The organism is Janthinobacterium sp. BJB401 (assembly GCF_013372745.1).
Lineage (GTDB): Bacteria > Pseudomonadota > Gammaproteobacteria > Burkholderiales > Burkholderiaceae_D > Janthinobacterium > Janthinobacterium rivuli.
Genome location: NZ_JABXFH010000010.1, coordinates 42,956 through 57,053 on the forward strand (window position 1 = coordinate 42,956; position 14,098 = coordinate 57,053).

The following is a 14,098-nucleotide window of genomic DNA, read 5'->3' on the forward strand; positions in this document are numbered from 1 at the left end:
TACCACCTGTAGTTTCAAATCCCGACCAGCCATCTATTCCGCTCCGCTTCGCAGCCGGGCGCGTTCGCGCCAGGCCATCAGTTCATCAATCGTAAAGCCGTCCATCGCTGCCGGCGTCCAGTGGAAGACGCCGGCAATGTCGGCCATGGCGTCTTCTACTTCGCCGGGGATACCGAAAGGCGATCTGCTTTGCTCGCCAAAAAACCGCCCACCTCGGCGCCCACGGCCAGCAGGTCGGCCGGGTCCATGTTGGCGATGTCGTGTGCGGTCAAGGTTGGCTCGGTGATGCGCGGCAGCACGATCTGCAGGGCCGACACGTTCAGGTTGGCCAGCTCGATCAGGGAAATGCCGCGCAGGGCGCCCGCTTTGGGCTTGCGCACGGTGAGCGAGGTGATGAAGGTGTCGCCGCGCTTGATCGGCTCGTCCAGTTCGATGACGGCGCTGTTTTGGGTATCGTTGTTCATTGTGGTTTCCTTGTGGTTTGGTGGTAAGTAAAAGGGGATTACAGGCCGATGGCCTTGCGGATGGCCGCATTCGTGTCGCCGCCGCCGAAGTTCTCGGTGCCGCTCATGAAGTCCAGTTCGATGACGGTGGCGCCGTCGATCATCAGCTTGTAATAGCTGCAAGCCATGGTGTATTTGTGCGTGGTGTCGTCGCCCATCTTGGCGCCGCCCATATCGATTTCCTTGTAACGGCCGCGCACGACGACCTCGACGGCGGCAACCGTGCCCTCATCGTCTTCCTGGTAGGCGCCGGCAAAGCGCAGTTGCACGGCGCCGTGCGCGTGGGCGCCGTACTGTTTCAGGGCTTCGGCGATCAGGCCGCCGCCGCTCCATTCCAGCGACAGCGCCTCGTTGCCGAAGTCAACGGACACGGGGCCGCTCATGCCGCCGGCGCGGTACTCTTCCATCTTGCGGCTGAGCTTGGGCAAGGTGACTTCGGGCACCATGCCCATGAAAGAGACGCCGTTCTGGAACAAGTTAAAATTTTTCAGTTTGCGGGGCAGTCCCATAATTTCTCCAGTATTTCAATGCGCCCGCGCTGGCGCGGGCAGGGTGGTGATAGCGATTACGCAGCGATGCGCGAGGCGAAGTCGGCCAGGTAGCGGTCGGTGATGCGCTGCTGGAATTTCAGGTTTTCCAGCGGCGGCACGGGCGTGTAGTCGTAATCGATGGCCAGCTTGCCGTCTTTCAGGCCCGTCTTGTCGTTGTATTGCTCGTCATACCAGGCGTGGCCGTCGATGATGTAGCCCTGCAATTTCAGGTCGCGGAACTTGGCGTTGATGCTTTCCAGCAGGTCGCGCACCAGGGACGGGTGCAAGGGCACGTCGACATAGGCGAAATGCGCTTCGGCGATGGTGTCGGCCAGCACCTGGGCCGTGCGCGTGTAGCTTTCGAAATAGAAGAAGCCGCCCTGTTCCTCGCAGGTGCGCGAACCCCAGAAGCGATAGCCGCCCATGTTAATCAGGGTGGTCACTTCCTTGGCGTTGAGCACGCCCGCATCGGTGGCCGGGTCTTGCAAGTCGAAAAACACGTCCTTGGTGATGCCGGTCGGGCCGTTGACGACCACGTTAGACAGCGTTTTGTGCCAGCCCGTTTCCTCGTCAATCTTGGCACGCAGGCCCATGGCGTAGGCGACGGCGGAAATGCTGGCTTCTTCATCGGTGGCGGTGTTCCAGTCGACAAAGTCCGGCCAGATCATCATGACTTCGCGCTGGCCGAACTGGCCGCGATAGGCGATGGCCGCCGGGACGGTGGCGCAGCCATAGGCCGACGCATACACGAAGGCGCGCAGGCGCTGTGCCACGCTGGCCAGGGCATTGGTGACGGCCTGGGTGTCCAGCCCCGGCGCGCCCAGGATGCGCGGCTTCACGCCCAGCTTGCTTTGCGCGGCCAGCAGCGCCTTGGCGCCCAGGTATTTGCCGTCCGGCGACACGCCGCCCACGGCATTGGTGGTGGTTTCCGCTTCCGTTTCGCCTTCGGCCACGCGCACCACGACGGTCAGGGGCTTGGTTTGTGCGGCGATGGCTTCCAGCGCGCGATACAGGGTGCCGGTCTTGCCGGCCTTGCCCATGGCGGCCAGCACGTTGGTGACGAGCACGGGCGTGTCGAGCGGGAATGCTGCCGGGTCGGCATCGTCGGCTGTGGCGATCAGGCCCAGCACGGCGGTGGATACGGTGCGGATCGGGCGCGAACCCTCGTTGATTTCGATGACGCGCACGCCATGGTGGTAGTCGGTGGGCATGGTTACTCCTGTCAGTGGTATTTAGAAAATGATCAATATGGCTCAGGCAATTCCTGAGGTGAACGCCGGGAGCAGCCGCTCAGGCGCGCTCTCGATAATGGCGAGGTAGGCGTCATGGATTGCCGCCGCCAGTGCGTCGCTATCTGTCGCAGCAACTACGTTCGGGACGGTGGTGATATCCAGTAATGCCTGGCGTGCGGCGATGACTGCCTGTACCAGTTCGCTGTCAGCTGATTGCATGGCCGCAAATCCGACGCCAGCGATACGATTCAATATGTCGTCACGGCTGGCGCGAACCGCGCCGAGATAGGCTGCGGCCTGGTCGGCGAATGGCGTTGGTTCCGGCGCGGCAATGATCAGCCGCCCATCGACAAAATGAAATGTGTGGCCGAGCGGTCGCTTCATCGCTGTGTCAAAATCTGCCCAATCGACCGCAATTGCATCGGTGGGCAGAGTGTCCCCGTAATCGATATCGAGTGGATAAAATGAACCTGTCATTTCCGAATACCTGATTTTCAAACTCATCATCGTTCCTTGTTATTTGCCGACTGCACGCCAGCGCATCGGCTGCTGAGAGGCCGAGCCCTGGAATAAACTAAACTGCGTAGTTGCGCCAGGCTGAAAATCAGTGCCTGCAATTGCGCCGGGCGCAGCCGCCCCGGCCATGACGGCGACAACCTGTAAAACTGCGGATGTGAAGGGGATAGGGAATGTCACAGGCGTCGCGACGTTAGCAGCAGATACCAATGCCACTCCCCATTGCTCTATATATCCTCCGGGCAACTGCTTATAGCCATTAGGCGTCAATGACGATGAAAACGACGACGAAAACTGTAACTGAGCGCTGCCGCCTATGCCCATCCAGCCAATAGTCGTGGCGATTAATCGCAAGGTATCGCCAGGCGCCATCGTCAGCGATACCTGTGGGGCCGATTGATTGACGAATATAAAATCTGCTCCCTGCCGTAACAGATTAACGATTCCCCCGGAAAAATTAGCGAACTCGACAATCTGTCCATTGGGCAGCGTCGATATCAATGGCAAATTCACGCTAAATGTACCTGCGCCAAAAAACTCGATCATCCCGGCGCATTGGACCGGCGTGATGGTTGCTGTGCTATTTAGTTGAGTTAAACCGGATAAATTTTCACCAGCTTTCGGTTTATATTGCGGATGCGGATCGGTAGCCGCTGCGTGCTTGGCCACTTGCTGGTCGCCGTAGGTGCGCGCGCTGGTGACTTGTTGATCGACGTAGGTGACTTTTGCCAGGAGCGGGTGCGCGTCAGTGGCAGCTTGGTGCTTGGCCAGTTGCTGGTCGCCGTAGGTGCGTGCGCTGGTGTCTTGCTGATCAACGTAGGCGACCTTCGCCAACAGCGGATGCGGGTCGGCGGCAGCCTGATGCTTGGCCAGTTGCTGATCGCCATAGGCGCGTGCGCTGGCGTCTTGCTGATCGACGTAGGTGACCTTCGCCAGAAGCGGGTGCGGGTCGGCGGCCGCCTGATGCTTGGCCAGTTGCTGATCGCCATAGGTGCGCGCGCTGGCGTCTTGCTGATCGACGTAGGTGACTTTTGCCAGGAGCGGGTGCGCGTCAGTGGCAGCTTGGTGCTTGGCCAGTTGCTGGTCGCCGTAGGTGCGTGCGCTGGTGTCCTGCTGATCGACGTAGGTGACTTTTGCCAGCAGCGGGTGCGGGTCGGCGGCCGCCTGGTGTTTGGCCAGTTGCTGGTCACTATAGGTGCGTGCACTGGTGTCCTGTTGATCGACGTAGGTGACCTTTGCCAGCAGCGGGTGCGGGTCGGCAGCAGCCTGGTGCTTGGCCAGTTGCTGGTCGCCGTAGGTGCGTGCGCTGGTGTCCTGCTGATCGACGTAGGTGACTTTTGCCAGGAGCGGGTGCGGGTCGACAGCGGCCAGATGCTTGGCCAGTTGCGCGTCGCTGTAGGCGCGCACAGTAATGTCCTGGTCATCGACATACTTGCGCGTGGCCAGAACGATGGACGGGTCGATTTTTAGCTCGATAGCGGCCGTGCTGGCGACGATCAGTACGATGCGCACCACCTGCATGCGGCCGCTACCTTCCGCCATCAGTGGCTTGTAGCTGGGCGGGCAGTTGGCCACGGCGCACAGGTCGCCTGCCTCGTCATAAATGCCGAGTTCGCGCATCCACCAGCCGCCCACATTCTCGGGCAAGACTTGCTCGGCAATGATCTGGCTGGTGTTGTCCGGGTCTTTGTCCAGCTTGTTCAGGTCGGCGCGGTGCACCTCGCGCACAAGCGCCTTTTGTCCTCGGTCGGGAACCGGTAGGGTGCCGTTACCGTCACCTACGCCCATTTTTTTGAGTTTCAGGGTTTGGCCCAGGGCGATGGCATTGGCCAGCTTGGCCTCGCCCACCTGGGTCAGAATTGCGAAATATGTGCTCATGGATAGATGGTCATGGTGTCGATGGTATGGGATGCGCCGGCCTGCAACAGCGTGCCGCGCACTTCGATGGTTTCCGCGATCCACGGATACACGGTCATGACGTCGCCGTGGTACGCGGCAATGCCGGTGTAAACCGTGCCGCGAGTTTCCAGATACAGCGCCAGGCCCGTCATGTGACGGCTAACGGGTTTGGCGTCGGCAATCAGGCGCTCCATTTCCTGAAACATGGCGTCCGTGATACCCGTGTCCAGCACGCCGACGTCGAGGCGGAACGTGCCCGGCACGCCCGGTGGCGTGGTCTGCCACCATTCGGTGATGCGGATCAAATAGCCCAGGGACTCCACCACGCGGCGCACGGCGGCAATCGTGCCCTTGTGCTTGTGGATGAAATAGGCCGCCTTGATGGCGCCGCGCTTGATCGATTCGGGCCAGGCATCGTCCCAGCGGTCGACGGAACAGGCCCAGGCCAGGAACGGCAACAAGTTGACCGGGCAGCGGTCGGCGTTCCATAGATCGCGCAGCGGCACGGGCACGTTGACCAGCTCGGCGCAGGCCACGGCAATGGCGCGCTCCAGCGCCGTGGTATTGGGCGGCAGGGTCGGCACAACCTTATTCATCGAGCACCACGACATTGAGCTTAATGGCCGTGCAGCGCGCGGCCTGGGTGGCGTTCAGTTCAATATCCGCCGCCGGGCTGGTCAAGACGACCTTGCGCACGCCCTCGACGTGCACGGCGGCGCTGCAGGCGGAACGATAGATGCTGTGCCCCAGCGGGCGGCGCGGCTGCGACACGCGCACGGCGTTGGCGTGCGCGGCGTCCAGCAGAATCGGCACTTCCGGGCCGACGCCGATAAACAAGGTGGCCTCGATCTGGTAGTCGATGACCTGGGCGGCTTGCACCGTCAGGCGGTCGCCCAGGGGGCGCACTTCCTCGGCGTTAAGCGCGCGCGCCACGGTGGCCAACAGGTCGGCGCTAGCGATGCCGGTGGCATCATTGGCCAGCACCGTGACGGTGACGCTGGCCGGCGCCGGGCTGGTGGCGCTCGCGTCCTTGACGCGGCCGTCGCTGCTGCGGGCGTGGAATTCGTAGGACGCTTTCGGGCCGGCCACGGACAGGCCGTCCGGCGCTTCCTGGATGCGCAGGCGGTAGGCGTCGTTGTCTTCCATGACGGCGGCCACGGGCGGCAGAGCGTTGGGATTTGCCGGCGTGATGACCAGGCGCGCCACGTTCACGTTGGCGCCCAACTGGTCCAGGTCGCCGTCGAGGGCAAAGGCCAGCATGACGGCCTTGCCCGCCTCGTTGACGCGGTTGCGCAGGATGGTTTCTTGATAGCTGTTCTCTTCCAGCAGTTTGGTGGCCGGTTCCGATTCCAGCTCCAGCAGGGCCGTGACGGCCGCGCGCTCGGCTTCCGGCAGCAGGCTGACCAGGTGCGTCTTGCGGCTGGCCAGGATGGCTTCGAAGTCCAGCACTTCGACCACGCTGGGCGCGGGCAATTGGGTCAGGTCGATGGGCGTGCTCATACGCCGCCGCCTTGCTTGACGGGCACGGACAGGGTGATGCCCTGGCCATTCGCTGTGCCGTCGAGCAGCAGGGCGATGGCGCCGTCCGTGTCGCGCGTGAGCTGCACGCTGGCGAGCTGCAAACGCGGCTCCCAGCGGCGCAGGGCAAAGGCGGTGGCCGCGTAGATGCGCAATTGCGTCGCGCTGTTCAGGGGCTGGTCGATCAGCTCGGGCACTTCGGAGCCATAGCGTCGGCGCCGGATGCGCGAGCCGATTGGCGTCGTGAGAATGTCGGTTATCGACTGGCGCAGGTGGCCCAGGCCCGTCAGGCTGCGCCCGTTGGCGGCGTGCATGCCCATCATGCTTGTGGCCCGCCCGACTGGTCGCTGCCGGCCCGGACGCCGCCGTGCGGATGCTTTGCCAGGCTGATGGCACCGGCCAGCACGTCTTCGCTGGCTTTGATCGTCCCTTGCACGGCCATGGCCACGCCGCCAGCGGCGCCAGCCTTGGCGTTCACGCCGCCGTTCAGGGCGGTGGCGCCGTTGACGATCAGGTTTTTCGTGACGATCAGGTCGCCCGTGCAAATGGTGCTCGGTGCGTTCGACGTGACCTTGTCGGCGGTGATGATGGCAGTGCCGCCGGGTAGCGTGGCCGTCAGGGCATGGGCCGCATGGTCATACTGCACCACGGCGCCGTCGGGGTAATGCGTGGTGTGGATGCTGTTGCTGGCTTCGGGCGCGTCAAACGCCTGCGAGTACAGCGCTGGCAGGATGATGCCGCGCGTCAGGTCTCCGCCCGGCGAAAAGACGATCACCTGTTCGCCGACTGTCGGCGCCGACCAGGTGCGCGTGTTGCCGGCGTGCCGCGTGGCCCATTTCAGCCATTCGGTGGTGAGCGTCGGCCCGAGCCGTACGCGCGCCTTGGCCCCTTTGACCTCGGCGATGGTGCCCAGGCGGATCAGGTTTTGCAGCAAGCGGAGGAGGTCGGACAGGTCGGCGTTCATGCAGTGCATGTTGCCGAAGTCCGCGTTCGGATGCACGCGGGGGCGGGTTGATATGCGGCTTAGCGACTATGGAAATCTTTGATATGCCTCTAGAATTTCCTTGATATTCATGCACTATCCCCCGTCATTTTTTCCCGTACGAAGCATCATTGATAATCTATTATCACAATAGAATTTATGTTCAGGGCGGCATTTTTAGATGAATTTCGTAAAAATTTCAAATTAAGATTTAATAATTTCGAAGTGATATTTTATTTGGTTGACTTGCGTAATTTAAGAGGAAAAAATTTAAATTTACCTTATTTTTTGCATGAGAAAATGTTGGTTCGGTGATTTTTGGTGATTTTTTGATATCCAATAGTAAGGTACTATAAATTTTCGTTTGTCAAAAATGAAAGCCAAAGGAGAGTGAGTGAAAACTATATTAGTTGTGTTAATTGTAATTTTAGATATTATCTTTTCAAGTGCGCTTGCTAATTCATTGGATGAGCGAGAGGGAGATCTGCAAGATATTGTAATTTCAAGTGTTGCACAAAATCCGCAACCAATCATCGATAGGTATACAGGGCAGTATTCGGGAAACAATGTTGTTGCACTATGTCTTTCAGGGCAAGAATCAGCGATATGTGAAAGTGTAAAAATTCCGGAAAAGGTCGGGAAGGTAACGGAAATAGTATTTGGAAATTTTAGTCAGAAGTATGATGCAAGTTGGCTTGCATTTACTAACGAAGCCGTTAGTTTTTGTGTTGCGGAAGGCCGATATTTATCGGTTCGATGCAAAAGTGTAGGATTGATAAACTACAATGGGGTAGATATTACATTTGATAGAAAGCGTACGGGAATTCCTTCGTTAGTCTTTAGTTCGACAAAAGTTAGAAAAAATTACATCCAACGCGTTGCAAATAGTTTCTTGAATCGCGTGTACGCCGCTGCCAATGAATTGGAGTTGTCTTCGGATGCCATGCCAACTAGTTCAAAATGCATCAAGGGAAACTGTGAAATTTCAATACAGCGTGAAGTTGATGTTGAAATTCCAATAGTTGAAATTACTGCTCCTTTTCCTGACTCACCATTCGATGGAGGTGGGTTCGTAATAGTTCCAGTTATCTTTGGTGACCCATTACAAGTGCCTGACCCATTGCCAAGTGGAGTTGCCCCAAGCGACATCTTAAAAGCTCGAGATCCTGTTGGCATGGCTGCTTGTACTGCAGGATATTATCGTACTTGGGGAATAATGGTTCAAGGATGTGTTGGTCTCAAAAATGCAAATCGTACGCGGATGTGCTTCGAAAAAGCTATGGCCGCATATTGGTACAATCTTGAGAACGAATGTTACGCTAAATATTATTAAATTTTTTGAAAGGCAGCCGATGGATCTAATCGGCTGCTTTTTGCCCTAGTGGGGGAAGTAAGCTTTTAAGATCATCTTCCTCTCCGTCAAACCAAGAGAAACCCCATCCAAATTTTTTACGTATTCTCAATTCCATATATATCATATTCATAGCTAGTTGCATGGCATGCCAACTATCGACTCCAGCGACATTTTTTGGCTCGTTAAATATTTTATCTATAAAAACCTCACAGCTCCAATGGTTTTCCGACATACGTTGCGGAATGCCAATACTCAAAAAAGTATCAAATTTTTCTCCATCTGGCGCCGTAGCACAAAAAACGCGTTTCATAAGATATCCTTGCTTTTCGGTATTGTTGTAAGTTAATAAATTTTATAATTATTGTGGGATTGATATTTTTATGGTGCAATGCTGACTGTGCGACTTATGTTCAGTAGTTATTTGATGTGATGTTTTAAGGCTGTATCATAATTGATAGCCATTTCAATGATAACTTTCCTATATGCCAATGGTGGTTGGGTGCGTTCAATGCGACACAACTTTAACTCATTTGATAACTAATGTCAGTTGAAGTTTACATTGGAGTATCTTAGCTTTTTTCGATGTGACGCAGCAACGATTCGCGTATCAACGTCCGATCCGGTTCATTCAAGCCCAACAGCGGCCGCTCCGGGTACTTGTGCAGTGGCCCTTTTTTCGACAAGCGGTCTCGCTGGCCAAACTGATGCACATGCGCCACACGCGCCACCCAGCCAAAAAAGCCGACCTCTATCTGGTCGCCGGTCGCTTTTACTTTCAGGTGTTTGGCGGTACGAATCTTGGCGAACATGGCCGCCTTCTGCCGCTTGATCCGTCCATTCTTCCCCTTGAATTCCTTGCGCCGCTTGCGCGCCGGGTAGGCTGTGCCATCCGGCCCCTGCTGGGCCTTGATGCGCTGCGCCTGGCTACGGCGCAGGTCGATGGCCACCTTGTGATTGATGGCGCGGCGCTGGGCTGGCTGCAGCTTGGCCAGCAGCGCGCCGGCCCAGGCTTCCAGCGCGTGCAGGTCGCCGCTCATGGCGTGGCCTCGGGCGTGCGCCATTCGGCCAGCAGGGTGTCGCCGTTATACAGCTTCCAGAACTCGTCCGCGTAGGCCGGCATGTGCTGTATCTCGGCCAGGTGTTTGATGTCCAGGCGGCCGGCCTCGCCGGTCTTGACGGCCACGCGTTCGGTCAGGTCCAGCTTGATCGAGATATCGACCGTTTCATGGTTGTTGAAATCGACTTCGAAGGCGATGCCGTGCTTGCGCGTTTCCTCGTTGGCCATCAGGTCGAGCTGGTGGACTTTCAGCCAGGCGATCAGGGCCACCATGATGGCGTCGGCGTCGCCCGCGTAATCGGTGACGATCAGGTTGAGCTTGAAGCGGTATTCGAAGGAGAGGGAGGCGGTGGCCGATGCCACCACGTTGCCCTCGTCGGCGAAAACCAGCAGGCGGTCGGGGTCGCGCTGCAGGTCGGGGATGGCGGCGGCTAAGTGCTGGCGCAGGCTATTCGGTTTGTACATGGTAGGTGTCTCGCACGGTGTTGTAGGCGTCGATGCAGGCGTTCAGCTGGCGGGTGGCGTCGTCGCCGTCGCCGGCAATGGCGTCAAGAGCTGCCGCAGTCGCCGGGTCAAGTTCGGCGCGCGCTTGGTGGCGATGGCCTGCGGCAGCGGAGGTATCTGCAGTTGCGGCGCACTGGCCGCCGGCGATGGGGATTGACAGGCGCACAGCGCCGCTGCGCACGTCAGCATTGAAATGGTCGCGTTCAGTTTTCGCATGGGTTTGCTCCTGGGTGAGGTGGTCGGCGCGCTGCGCCAGGGCGGCGCCGGCCGCGCGCTCCAGCGAGAGCACGCGGGCCGTGGCCTGGGCCAGTGCGGTGGCGGCGGTGGTCTTGCTGGTGGCCGCCTGCCGTTGCAGTTCGGCGATGCTGGCGTCCTTGCGCCAGCCCTGCGCCATCCAGCCCGCCAGGGCGCCGCACAGCAGGCAGGCGGCCAGCGGGCGCCATGTGGTCGCGGTCACATGGCCACCCGTTCCTTGATCCAGCCGAACAGGAAACGGCGCTGGGTCTTGTTGGCTTCCGTGATTTCCAGGTAGCGCGCCGCCTGCAATCCGTTCAAGGCGCGCAGCAGCACGGCCGCGCCGTCCTGGCCGCGCCATTTCAGGAAGGCGGCCAGCGCGCCTAGGGACTGTTCGCCCAGGTGGCCATCGACAACCAGGATGGGATAGCGTGCGCCCGTGTCATTGAAACCGTTCAGCCAGCGCTGCAGGAACTCGGCCGCGCGGTGCGGCCCCATGTTCACGCCCGTGTCGATCAGTTCGGCGCCGATGCCGGCATGCAGAGCCAGCACCTGGTCGAACTTGGGTTCCGTGATGTAGCGCGCCGTGTAGATGGCGCGCGCCACCGCCACGGGCAGGTCGCGCATCGGCCCCGTGTAGCCGTTGGCGCGCGCCACGGCCACGGTGATGCCGTAATTGGTTTCGCCGCCTTTGTCTTGCGTGTCGTTCACATAACCGCCTTCGGCGCGCAAGATGGCGTCGATGATGCGCGCGATGAGTGGGTTTTCCATGGTGACCATCAATGCTCCTTCGCGTCTTTGACCAGCTCGGCGATGTCCTTGTCGCTGCGGCGCTGGAACCACAGGGCCACGGCGCGCGATACCCACCAGCCGGGGGCGCCGACGATCAGATCGATGGCGGACGCGTTGACCATGGCGCCGATGGCGGGGAGCTGGGCGCACAGGAGCTGGTACACGGTGCCGCCCAGCAGGCACGAGAATACGCCCGCGCAGGCCAGGCGGGCGACGAATTCGCCCTTGTTGAAGGTGCCGTCGCTGTTCAACGGCGGCAGCACGATGTACAGCATGGCGGCGCCGACCATGCCCAGCGCGGCCTTGAAGCCGTACAGTTTGACCAGGGTGGCGAAACCACCAAACGATTCTGCGGACATTGCTTGATTCTCCGGGGTAAAGTTAGATAGATTTTTCATGATGGATAAAAGGGTGAATGCCAGGATCAGTCCCATAGCTGCACGATGTCAGCAAGCTGGCCCGTGCTGGGCGTCGGCTCGGGCAGGGTGACGACCAGGCCCGCCGGCAGCACGGCGCCGTGGCGCGCCAGCGCGGGATTCATTTCCAGGGTGTGCTCGACGTATCCCGCGCCGTCGCCCAGGTAGCGCCACACCAGGGCGTCTACCGTGTCGTGCTGCCGCGTGCGCACCTGCATCAGATCAATTCCACGGTGAGGTGCGTGCGGCCGACCATATCGGCGATGGCCCATTGCGCGTTGCGACGCTGCGCGCCGGGCGCCTCGTCCAGCCATTCCATGCTTTTCTTGTCGCTGACGGAGGTGGCCGTGCTGTCGTAGTCGCGGTAACGTTCGATCAGATCGGCTTTGGCCGTGCTGTAGACGGCGCGCCGGTACTGCGCCACCAGGCGGGATTCGCGGTTGATGCGCGTGGCCGGCACGTCGACCAGGGCGGCAATACCGGCTGCGGCCTGCTTGCCCTGCCAGTCGGCCAGCTCGCGGTTGACGTGCAAAATGGCATCGACCACGGCTTGCACCAGGCGCGCGTCGGTGACGGTGCCATCGAGGCGCATGGCGTCGCGCATATCGGTAAGCAGGATGTCGGGAAACCAGCCGTCGTTCTCGATGATGCCGGCGGCAGGCGCCGGCGGCGCCGGGGCGGTGCCAGGCTGGGTTGACGGGGGCAGGGCCATGAAGGACATACGGGCGCTTTCAAAAATGGGGCGGTGGACGGGGTTCATCAGGCTGATGGATTAGCCAGAATTCCCCCGTGCCGCCGTGCTGCGGGGGATGCGCTTTACGTGGAACCGGCCGCGCGCTTAATGCGCCGTTCCAGCTTTTCCATATCTTTCTTGACGCCGCACGACTCGGACAGGGCGCGGGCACGTTTCAGCTGGCCCATGGCCGTTTCCGCCTGCGCCACCAGCGCCGGGGCGATGTCCGTGTCGTCGGCCTGGTCCAGCACGGTGATCATGGCCAGGCCGATGGCCTTGTGCAGCTTGGCGCGCGCCTGGTCCGGCGCGTCGCTGGCGGCCGTCAACTGTTCGACGGTGCCCAGCACCTGGGCCGCGTGCTGCGGATCGCTGGCCAGCTTGCCGTGCAGGAAGCCCTCGGCAAATTCGTCCAGCATCAGGGTGGCGATGTCGCGGCTATAGGTATCGGGCAAGGTGAACTTGTGCGCCAGCGCGTATTCGGCCATGACCAGGGCGCGCGCGTACTCGCCCGTGTCGATGTGCCATACCAGCAAGGTGGCGAACACGTCATCCTGGGCGCCCTTGCCTCCGGCCAGCACGCCGTCAATCCATTGCGCGTAATCCGGCAACAAGGTGGCCTTGACCTCGATCTTGCGTTCCACCGACTGGATGGCTTTCAGGCGGCGCCTGTCGTCGGCCAGCTTGTAGAGCATCATTTCGTAGGCTGTGCCGGTGGTCACACCCTGCGGCGCGGCGGCGCCGGCCGTGCGCTCGGCCAGCATGCGCGCGCGGTGGCGCAGGGCAGGTGATTGATTACTCATCACTTGTCTTTCAGCTCGATGTTTTCCACCAGCGCGGCCAGGCCCAGGTCTTCGATCACGTAGGCGTCATTCGATGACTCGTAGTTCTCGATGCGGTCGCGCTTGGGTTCGTCGAACACGCGGCGGCGGCGCGCGCCGTCCTGGAAGTAGATCGACAGATTGTCGAAGCGCGTGATGAGGATCGCGTTGTCTGGGAAGTAGGGCACGCGCGCGGCCGGCAAGCCGCCAATGCGTTTCTGGCTGATGATGATGTCGGCCGCCAAGGTTTCCGTGGGCGCCTGCTTGGTGTTGACCAATGGGAAATACTTGTCATTCAACAGCTTGCGCCCGACGATGGCCACCAGGTTGGTGTCTTCCTGATACCACGGGTCCAGCAGGTTGACGGCGTCCGTCACGGCCGCGTCCAGGTTGGCATAGTCTGCGCCGTCCACGTCGCCGATGATGACCTTGCCCGGCATGCCAGCGGCCACCAGGCCCAGCACGCGCTCGGGCGCCTGTTCGCGCAGGTGCTGCAGCCAGCCTTTATTGACGTCTTGCAGCAGCGGATTGGCGGCCAGGTCGGTGGTGGCCATGACTTTCACGCCATTGAAACCGATGACGATGCGGTCCAGCGCCTGGCGCGTCAGGATGGCATTGGCCACGCGCGATTGAAAGTCCTGAAACTTGGCCCAGGCGTCCAGCTTGGCATAGCTCAAATGCGTGTCGAAGTTGGTTTGTTCGCAGCGGTACTTCGTGCTGTCCATGGTGGACAGGTCGCGCGTTTCGCGTTCCTTATCCTTGGTGTTGGTGCGGCTGGCAATCGGGCCGGACACGCCCAGGCCCAGCTTTTCGCCCTCCTGCTCGCCCACGCCGATGATGTTCACTTTCGACAGGAACTCGCTCGATTCCTGCATCTTGTTTTCCAGCTTTTGCTGCACGCTGGGCGTGACGCTGAAGGTCTTGGCCACGTTGTCCGTGTCGTTCAGTTGGCCCAGGCGGGTTTCATATTGGGAAAATACCTGGCGCGTTTGCTTTTTCATGAATCATTG

Annotated in this window: 21 protein-coding genes; 1 reads left to right on the forward strand and 20 read right to left on the reverse strand. The window is 60.1% G+C overall.

Annotation, left to right across the window (positions count from 1 at the left end):
* Positions 1 to 33 precede the first annotated feature (33 nt).
* From HWE17_RS09150 to HWE17_RS09195, 10 genes are read right to left on the reverse strand one after another with little or no spacing between them, the layout of a single operon-like run.
* Positions 34 to 147, reverse strand: coding sequence for a GpE family phage tail protein (locus HWE17_RS09150; RefSeq protein WP_071653863.1), 114 nt, complete (start codon positions 145 to 147; stop codon positions 34 to 36).
* An 8-nt stretch (positions 148 to 155) separates the two neighbouring features.
* Positions 156 to 464 (reverse strand): phage tail assembly protein, encoded by a 309-nt coding sequence (locus HWE17_RS09155; RefSeq protein WP_070313745.1) that lies wholly within the window; start codon positions 462 to 464, stop codon positions 156 to 158.
* A gap of 38 nt (positions 465 to 502) precedes the next feature.
* Positions 503 to 1,012, reverse strand: a complete 510-nt coding sequence (locus HWE17_RS09160) for a phage major tail tube protein (RefSeq protein WP_070313746.1) — start codon at positions 1,010 to 1,012, stop codon at positions 503 to 505.
* A gap of 56 nt (positions 1,013 to 1,068) precedes the next feature.
* Positions 1,069 to 2,244, reverse strand: a complete 1,176-nt coding sequence (locus tag HWE17_RS09165) for a phage tail sheath protein (RefSeq protein WP_176388566.1) — start codon at positions 2,242 to 2,244, stop codon at positions 1,069 to 1,071.
* 42 nt (positions 2,245 to 2,286) lie between these two features.
* The gene (locus HWE17_RS09170) at positions 2,287 to 2,772 is read right to left on the reverse strand and encodes a hypothetical protein (RefSeq protein ID WP_176388567.1); all 486 of its coding nucleotides are present in this window, start codon (positions 2,770 to 2,772) and stop codon (positions 2,287 to 2,289) included.
* A 9-nt stretch (positions 2,773 to 2,781) separates the two neighbouring features.
* Positions 2,782 to 4,659, reverse strand: coding sequence for a phage tail protein (locus tag HWE17_RS09175; protein WP_176388568.1), 1,878 nt, complete (start codon positions 4,657 to 4,659; stop codon positions 2,782 to 2,784).
* Positions 4,656 to 5,276, reverse strand: coding sequence for a phage tail protein I (locus tag HWE17_RS09180; RefSeq protein ID WP_176388569.1), 621 nt, complete (start codon positions 5,274 to 5,276; stop codon positions 4,656 to 4,658). Before HWE17_RS09180 ends, HWE17_RS09175 begins: the two co-directional genes overlap by 4 nt.
* Positions 5,269 to 6,180, reverse strand: coding sequence for a baseplate J/gp47 family protein (locus HWE17_RS09185; RefSeq protein ID WP_176388570.1), 912 nt, complete (start codon positions 6,178 to 6,180; stop codon positions 5,269 to 5,271). Before HWE17_RS09185 ends, HWE17_RS09180 begins: the two co-directional genes overlap by 8 nt.
* Positions 6,177 to 6,521 carry a GPW/gp25 family protein gene (locus HWE17_RS09190; protein WP_035825622.1) on the reverse strand — a complete coding sequence of 115 codons (345 nt, stop codon included), beginning with the start codon at positions 6,519 to 6,521 and terminating at the stop codon, positions 6,177 to 6,179. Before HWE17_RS09190 ends, HWE17_RS09185 begins: the two co-directional genes overlap by 4 nt.
* Complete coding sequence (locus tag HWE17_RS09195; protein WP_035825625.1) at positions 6,518 to 7,162, reverse strand: phage baseplate assembly protein V; 645 nt, start codon at positions 7,160 to 7,162, stop codon at positions 6,518 to 6,520. The genes HWE17_RS09190 and HWE17_RS09195 overlap by 4 nt, the downstream gene beginning before the upstream one ends.
* 412 nt (positions 7,163 to 7,574) lie before the next feature.
* Here HWE17_RS09195 and HWE17_RS09200 point away from each other — a divergent pair, with 412 nt between their 5' ends.
* Positions 7,575 to 8,513 carry a hypothetical protein gene (locus HWE17_RS09200; RefSeq protein WP_152598865.1) on the forward strand — a complete coding sequence of 313 codons (939 nt, stop codon included), beginning with the start codon at positions 7,575 to 7,577 and terminating at the stop codon, positions 8,511 to 8,513.
* Between the two features lie 25 nt (positions 8,514 to 8,538).
* Here HWE17_RS09200 and HWE17_RS09205 read toward each other — a convergent pair whose 3' ends face one another.
* The 10 genes from HWE17_RS09205 to HWE17_RS09250 form a co-directional block, all read right to left on the reverse strand.
* A complete protein-coding gene (locus HWE17_RS09205) occupies positions 8,539 to 8,844 on the reverse strand; it encodes a hypothetical protein (protein WP_152598866.1) in 306 nt (101 codons plus the stop codon).
* A gap of 259 nt (positions 8,845 to 9,103) precedes the next feature.
* Positions 9,104 to 9,571, reverse strand: coding sequence for a phage virion morphogenesis protein (locus HWE17_RS09210; RefSeq protein ID WP_035825627.1), 468 nt, complete (start codon positions 9,569 to 9,571; stop codon positions 9,104 to 9,106).
* Positions 9,568 to 10,056 (reverse strand): phage tail protein, encoded by a 489-nt coding sequence (locus HWE17_RS09215; protein WP_035825628.1) that lies wholly within the window; start codon positions 10,054 to 10,056, stop codon positions 9,568 to 9,570. Before HWE17_RS09215 ends, HWE17_RS09210 begins: the two co-directional genes overlap by 4 nt.
* Positions 10,040 to 10,552, reverse strand: a complete 513-nt coding sequence (locus tag HWE17_RS09220; protein WP_035825629.1) for a lysis system i-spanin subunit Rz — start codon at positions 10,550 to 10,552, stop codon at positions 10,040 to 10,042. Before HWE17_RS09220 ends, HWE17_RS09215 begins: the two co-directional genes overlap by 17 nt.
* Positions 10,549 to 11,100: a glycoside hydrolase family 108 protein gene (locus HWE17_RS09225; RefSeq protein ID WP_200880315.1), complete on the reverse strand. Its 552-nt coding sequence runs from the start codon at positions 11,098 to 11,100 to the stop codon at positions 10,549 to 10,551. The genes HWE17_RS09220 and HWE17_RS09225 overlap by 4 nt, the downstream gene beginning before the upstream one ends.
* Before the next feature lie 8 nt (positions 11,101 to 11,108).
* Positions 11,109 to 11,480, reverse strand: coding sequence for a hypothetical protein (locus HWE17_RS09230; RefSeq protein WP_035820867.1), 372 nt, complete (start codon positions 11,478 to 11,480; stop codon positions 11,109 to 11,111).
* A gap of 65 nt (positions 11,481 to 11,545) precedes the next feature.
* Positions 11,546 to 11,755 carry a tail protein X gene (locus tag HWE17_RS09235; RefSeq protein WP_035825631.1) on the reverse strand — a complete coding sequence of 70 codons (210 nt, stop codon included), beginning with the start codon at positions 11,753 to 11,755 and terminating at the stop codon, positions 11,546 to 11,548.
* The gene (locus tag HWE17_RS09240) at positions 11,755 to 12,258 is read right to left on the reverse strand and encodes a head completion/stabilization protein (RefSeq protein WP_035825633.1); all 504 of its coding nucleotides are present in this window, start codon (positions 12,256 to 12,258) and stop codon (positions 11,755 to 11,757) included. The genes HWE17_RS09235 and HWE17_RS09240 overlap by 1 nt, the downstream gene beginning before the upstream one ends.
* A gap of 95 nt (positions 12,259 to 12,353) precedes the next feature.
* Positions 12,354 to 13,070 carry a phage terminase small subunit gene (gene gpM / locus HWE17_RS09245; RefSeq protein WP_035825635.1) on the reverse strand — a complete coding sequence of 239 codons (717 nt, stop codon included), beginning with the start codon at positions 13,068 to 13,070 and terminating at the stop codon, positions 12,354 to 12,356.
* Positions 13,070 to 14,089 (reverse strand): phage major capsid protein, P2 family, encoded by a 1,020-nt coding sequence (locus HWE17_RS09250; protein WP_035820855.1) that lies wholly within the window; start codon positions 14,087 to 14,089, stop codon positions 13,070 to 13,072. The genes gpM and HWE17_RS09250 overlap by 1 nt, the downstream gene beginning before the upstream one ends.
* Positions 14,090 to 14,098 lie beyond the last annotated feature (9 nt).

Bases quoted from the DNA above. Each gene is read 5' to 3' on its own strand.
- HWE17_RS09250 (WP_035820855.1), bottom strand. From the start codon at position 14,089: ATGAAAAAGCAAACGCGCCAGGTATTTTCCCAATATGAAACCCGCCTG.
- HWE17_RS09230 (WP_035820867.1), bottom strand. From the start codon at position 11,480: ATGTCCGCAGAATCGTTTGGTGGTTTCGCCACCCTGGTCAAACTGTAC.
- HWE17_RS09170 (WP_176388567.1), bottom strand. From the start codon at position 2,772: ATGATGAGTTTGAAAATCAGGTATTCGGAAATGACAGGTTCATTTTAT.
- HWE17_RS09160 (WP_070313746.1), bottom strand. From the start codon at position 1,012: ATGGGACTGCCCCGCAAACTGAAAAATTTTAACTTGTTCCAGAACGGC.
- HWE17_RS09240 (WP_035825633.1), bottom strand. From the start codon at position 12,258: ATGTCCTTCATGGCCCTGCCCCCGTCAACCCAGCCTGGCACCGCCCCG.
- HWE17_RS09195 (WP_035825625.1), bottom strand. From the start codon at position 7,162: ATGAACGCCGACCTGTCCGACCTCCTCCGCTTGCTGCAAAACCTGATC.
- HWE17_RS09155 (WP_070313745.1), bottom strand. From the start codon at position 464: ATGAACAACGATACCCAAAACAGCGCCGTCATCGAACTGGACGAGCCG.
- HWE17_RS09205 (WP_152598866.1), bottom strand. From the start codon at position 8,844: ATGAAACGCGTTTTTTGTGCTACGGCGCCAGATGGAGAAAAATTTGAT.
- HWE17_RS09235 (WP_035825631.1), bottom strand. From the start codon at position 11,755: ATGCAGGTGCGCACGCGGCAGCACGACACGGTAGACGCCCTGGTGTGG.
- HWE17_RS09210 (WP_035825627.1), bottom strand. From the start codon at position 9,571: ATGAGCGGCGACCTGCACGCGCTGGAAGCCTGGGCCGGCGCGCTGCTG.
- gpM (WP_035825635.1), bottom strand. From the start codon at position 13,070: ATGAGTAATCAATCACCTGCCCTGCGCCACCGCGCGCGCATGCTGGCC.
- HWE17_RS09185 (WP_176388570.1), bottom strand. From the start codon at position 6,180: ATGAGCACGCCCATCGACCTGACCCAATTGCCCGCGCCCAGCGTGGTC.
- HWE17_RS09225 (WP_200880315.1), bottom strand. From the start codon at position 11,100: ATGGAAAACCCACTCATCGCGCGCATCATCGACGCCATCTTGCGCGCC.
- HWE17_RS09175 (WP_176388568.1), bottom strand. From the start codon at position 4,659: ATGAGCACATATTTCGCAATTCTGACCCAGGTGGGCGAGGCCAAGCTG.
- HWE17_RS09215 (WP_035825628.1), bottom strand. From the start codon at position 10,056: ATGTACAAACCGAATAGCCTGCGCCAGCACTTAGCCGCCGCCATCCCC.
- HWE17_RS09190 (WP_035825622.1), bottom strand. From the start codon at position 6,521: ATGATGGGCATGCACGCCGCCAACGGGCGCAGCCTGACGGGCCTGGGC.
- HWE17_RS09150 (WP_071653863.1), bottom strand. From the start codon at position 147: ATGGCCGACATTGCCGGCGTCTTCCACTGGACGCCGGCAGCGATGGAC.
- HWE17_RS09180 (WP_176388569.1), bottom strand. From the start codon at position 5,276: ATGAATAAGGTTGTGCCGACCCTGCCGCCCAATACCACGGCGCTGGAG.
- HWE17_RS09165 (WP_176388566.1), bottom strand. From the start codon at position 2,244: ATGCCCACCGACTACCACCATGGCGTGCGCGTCATCGAAATCAACGAG.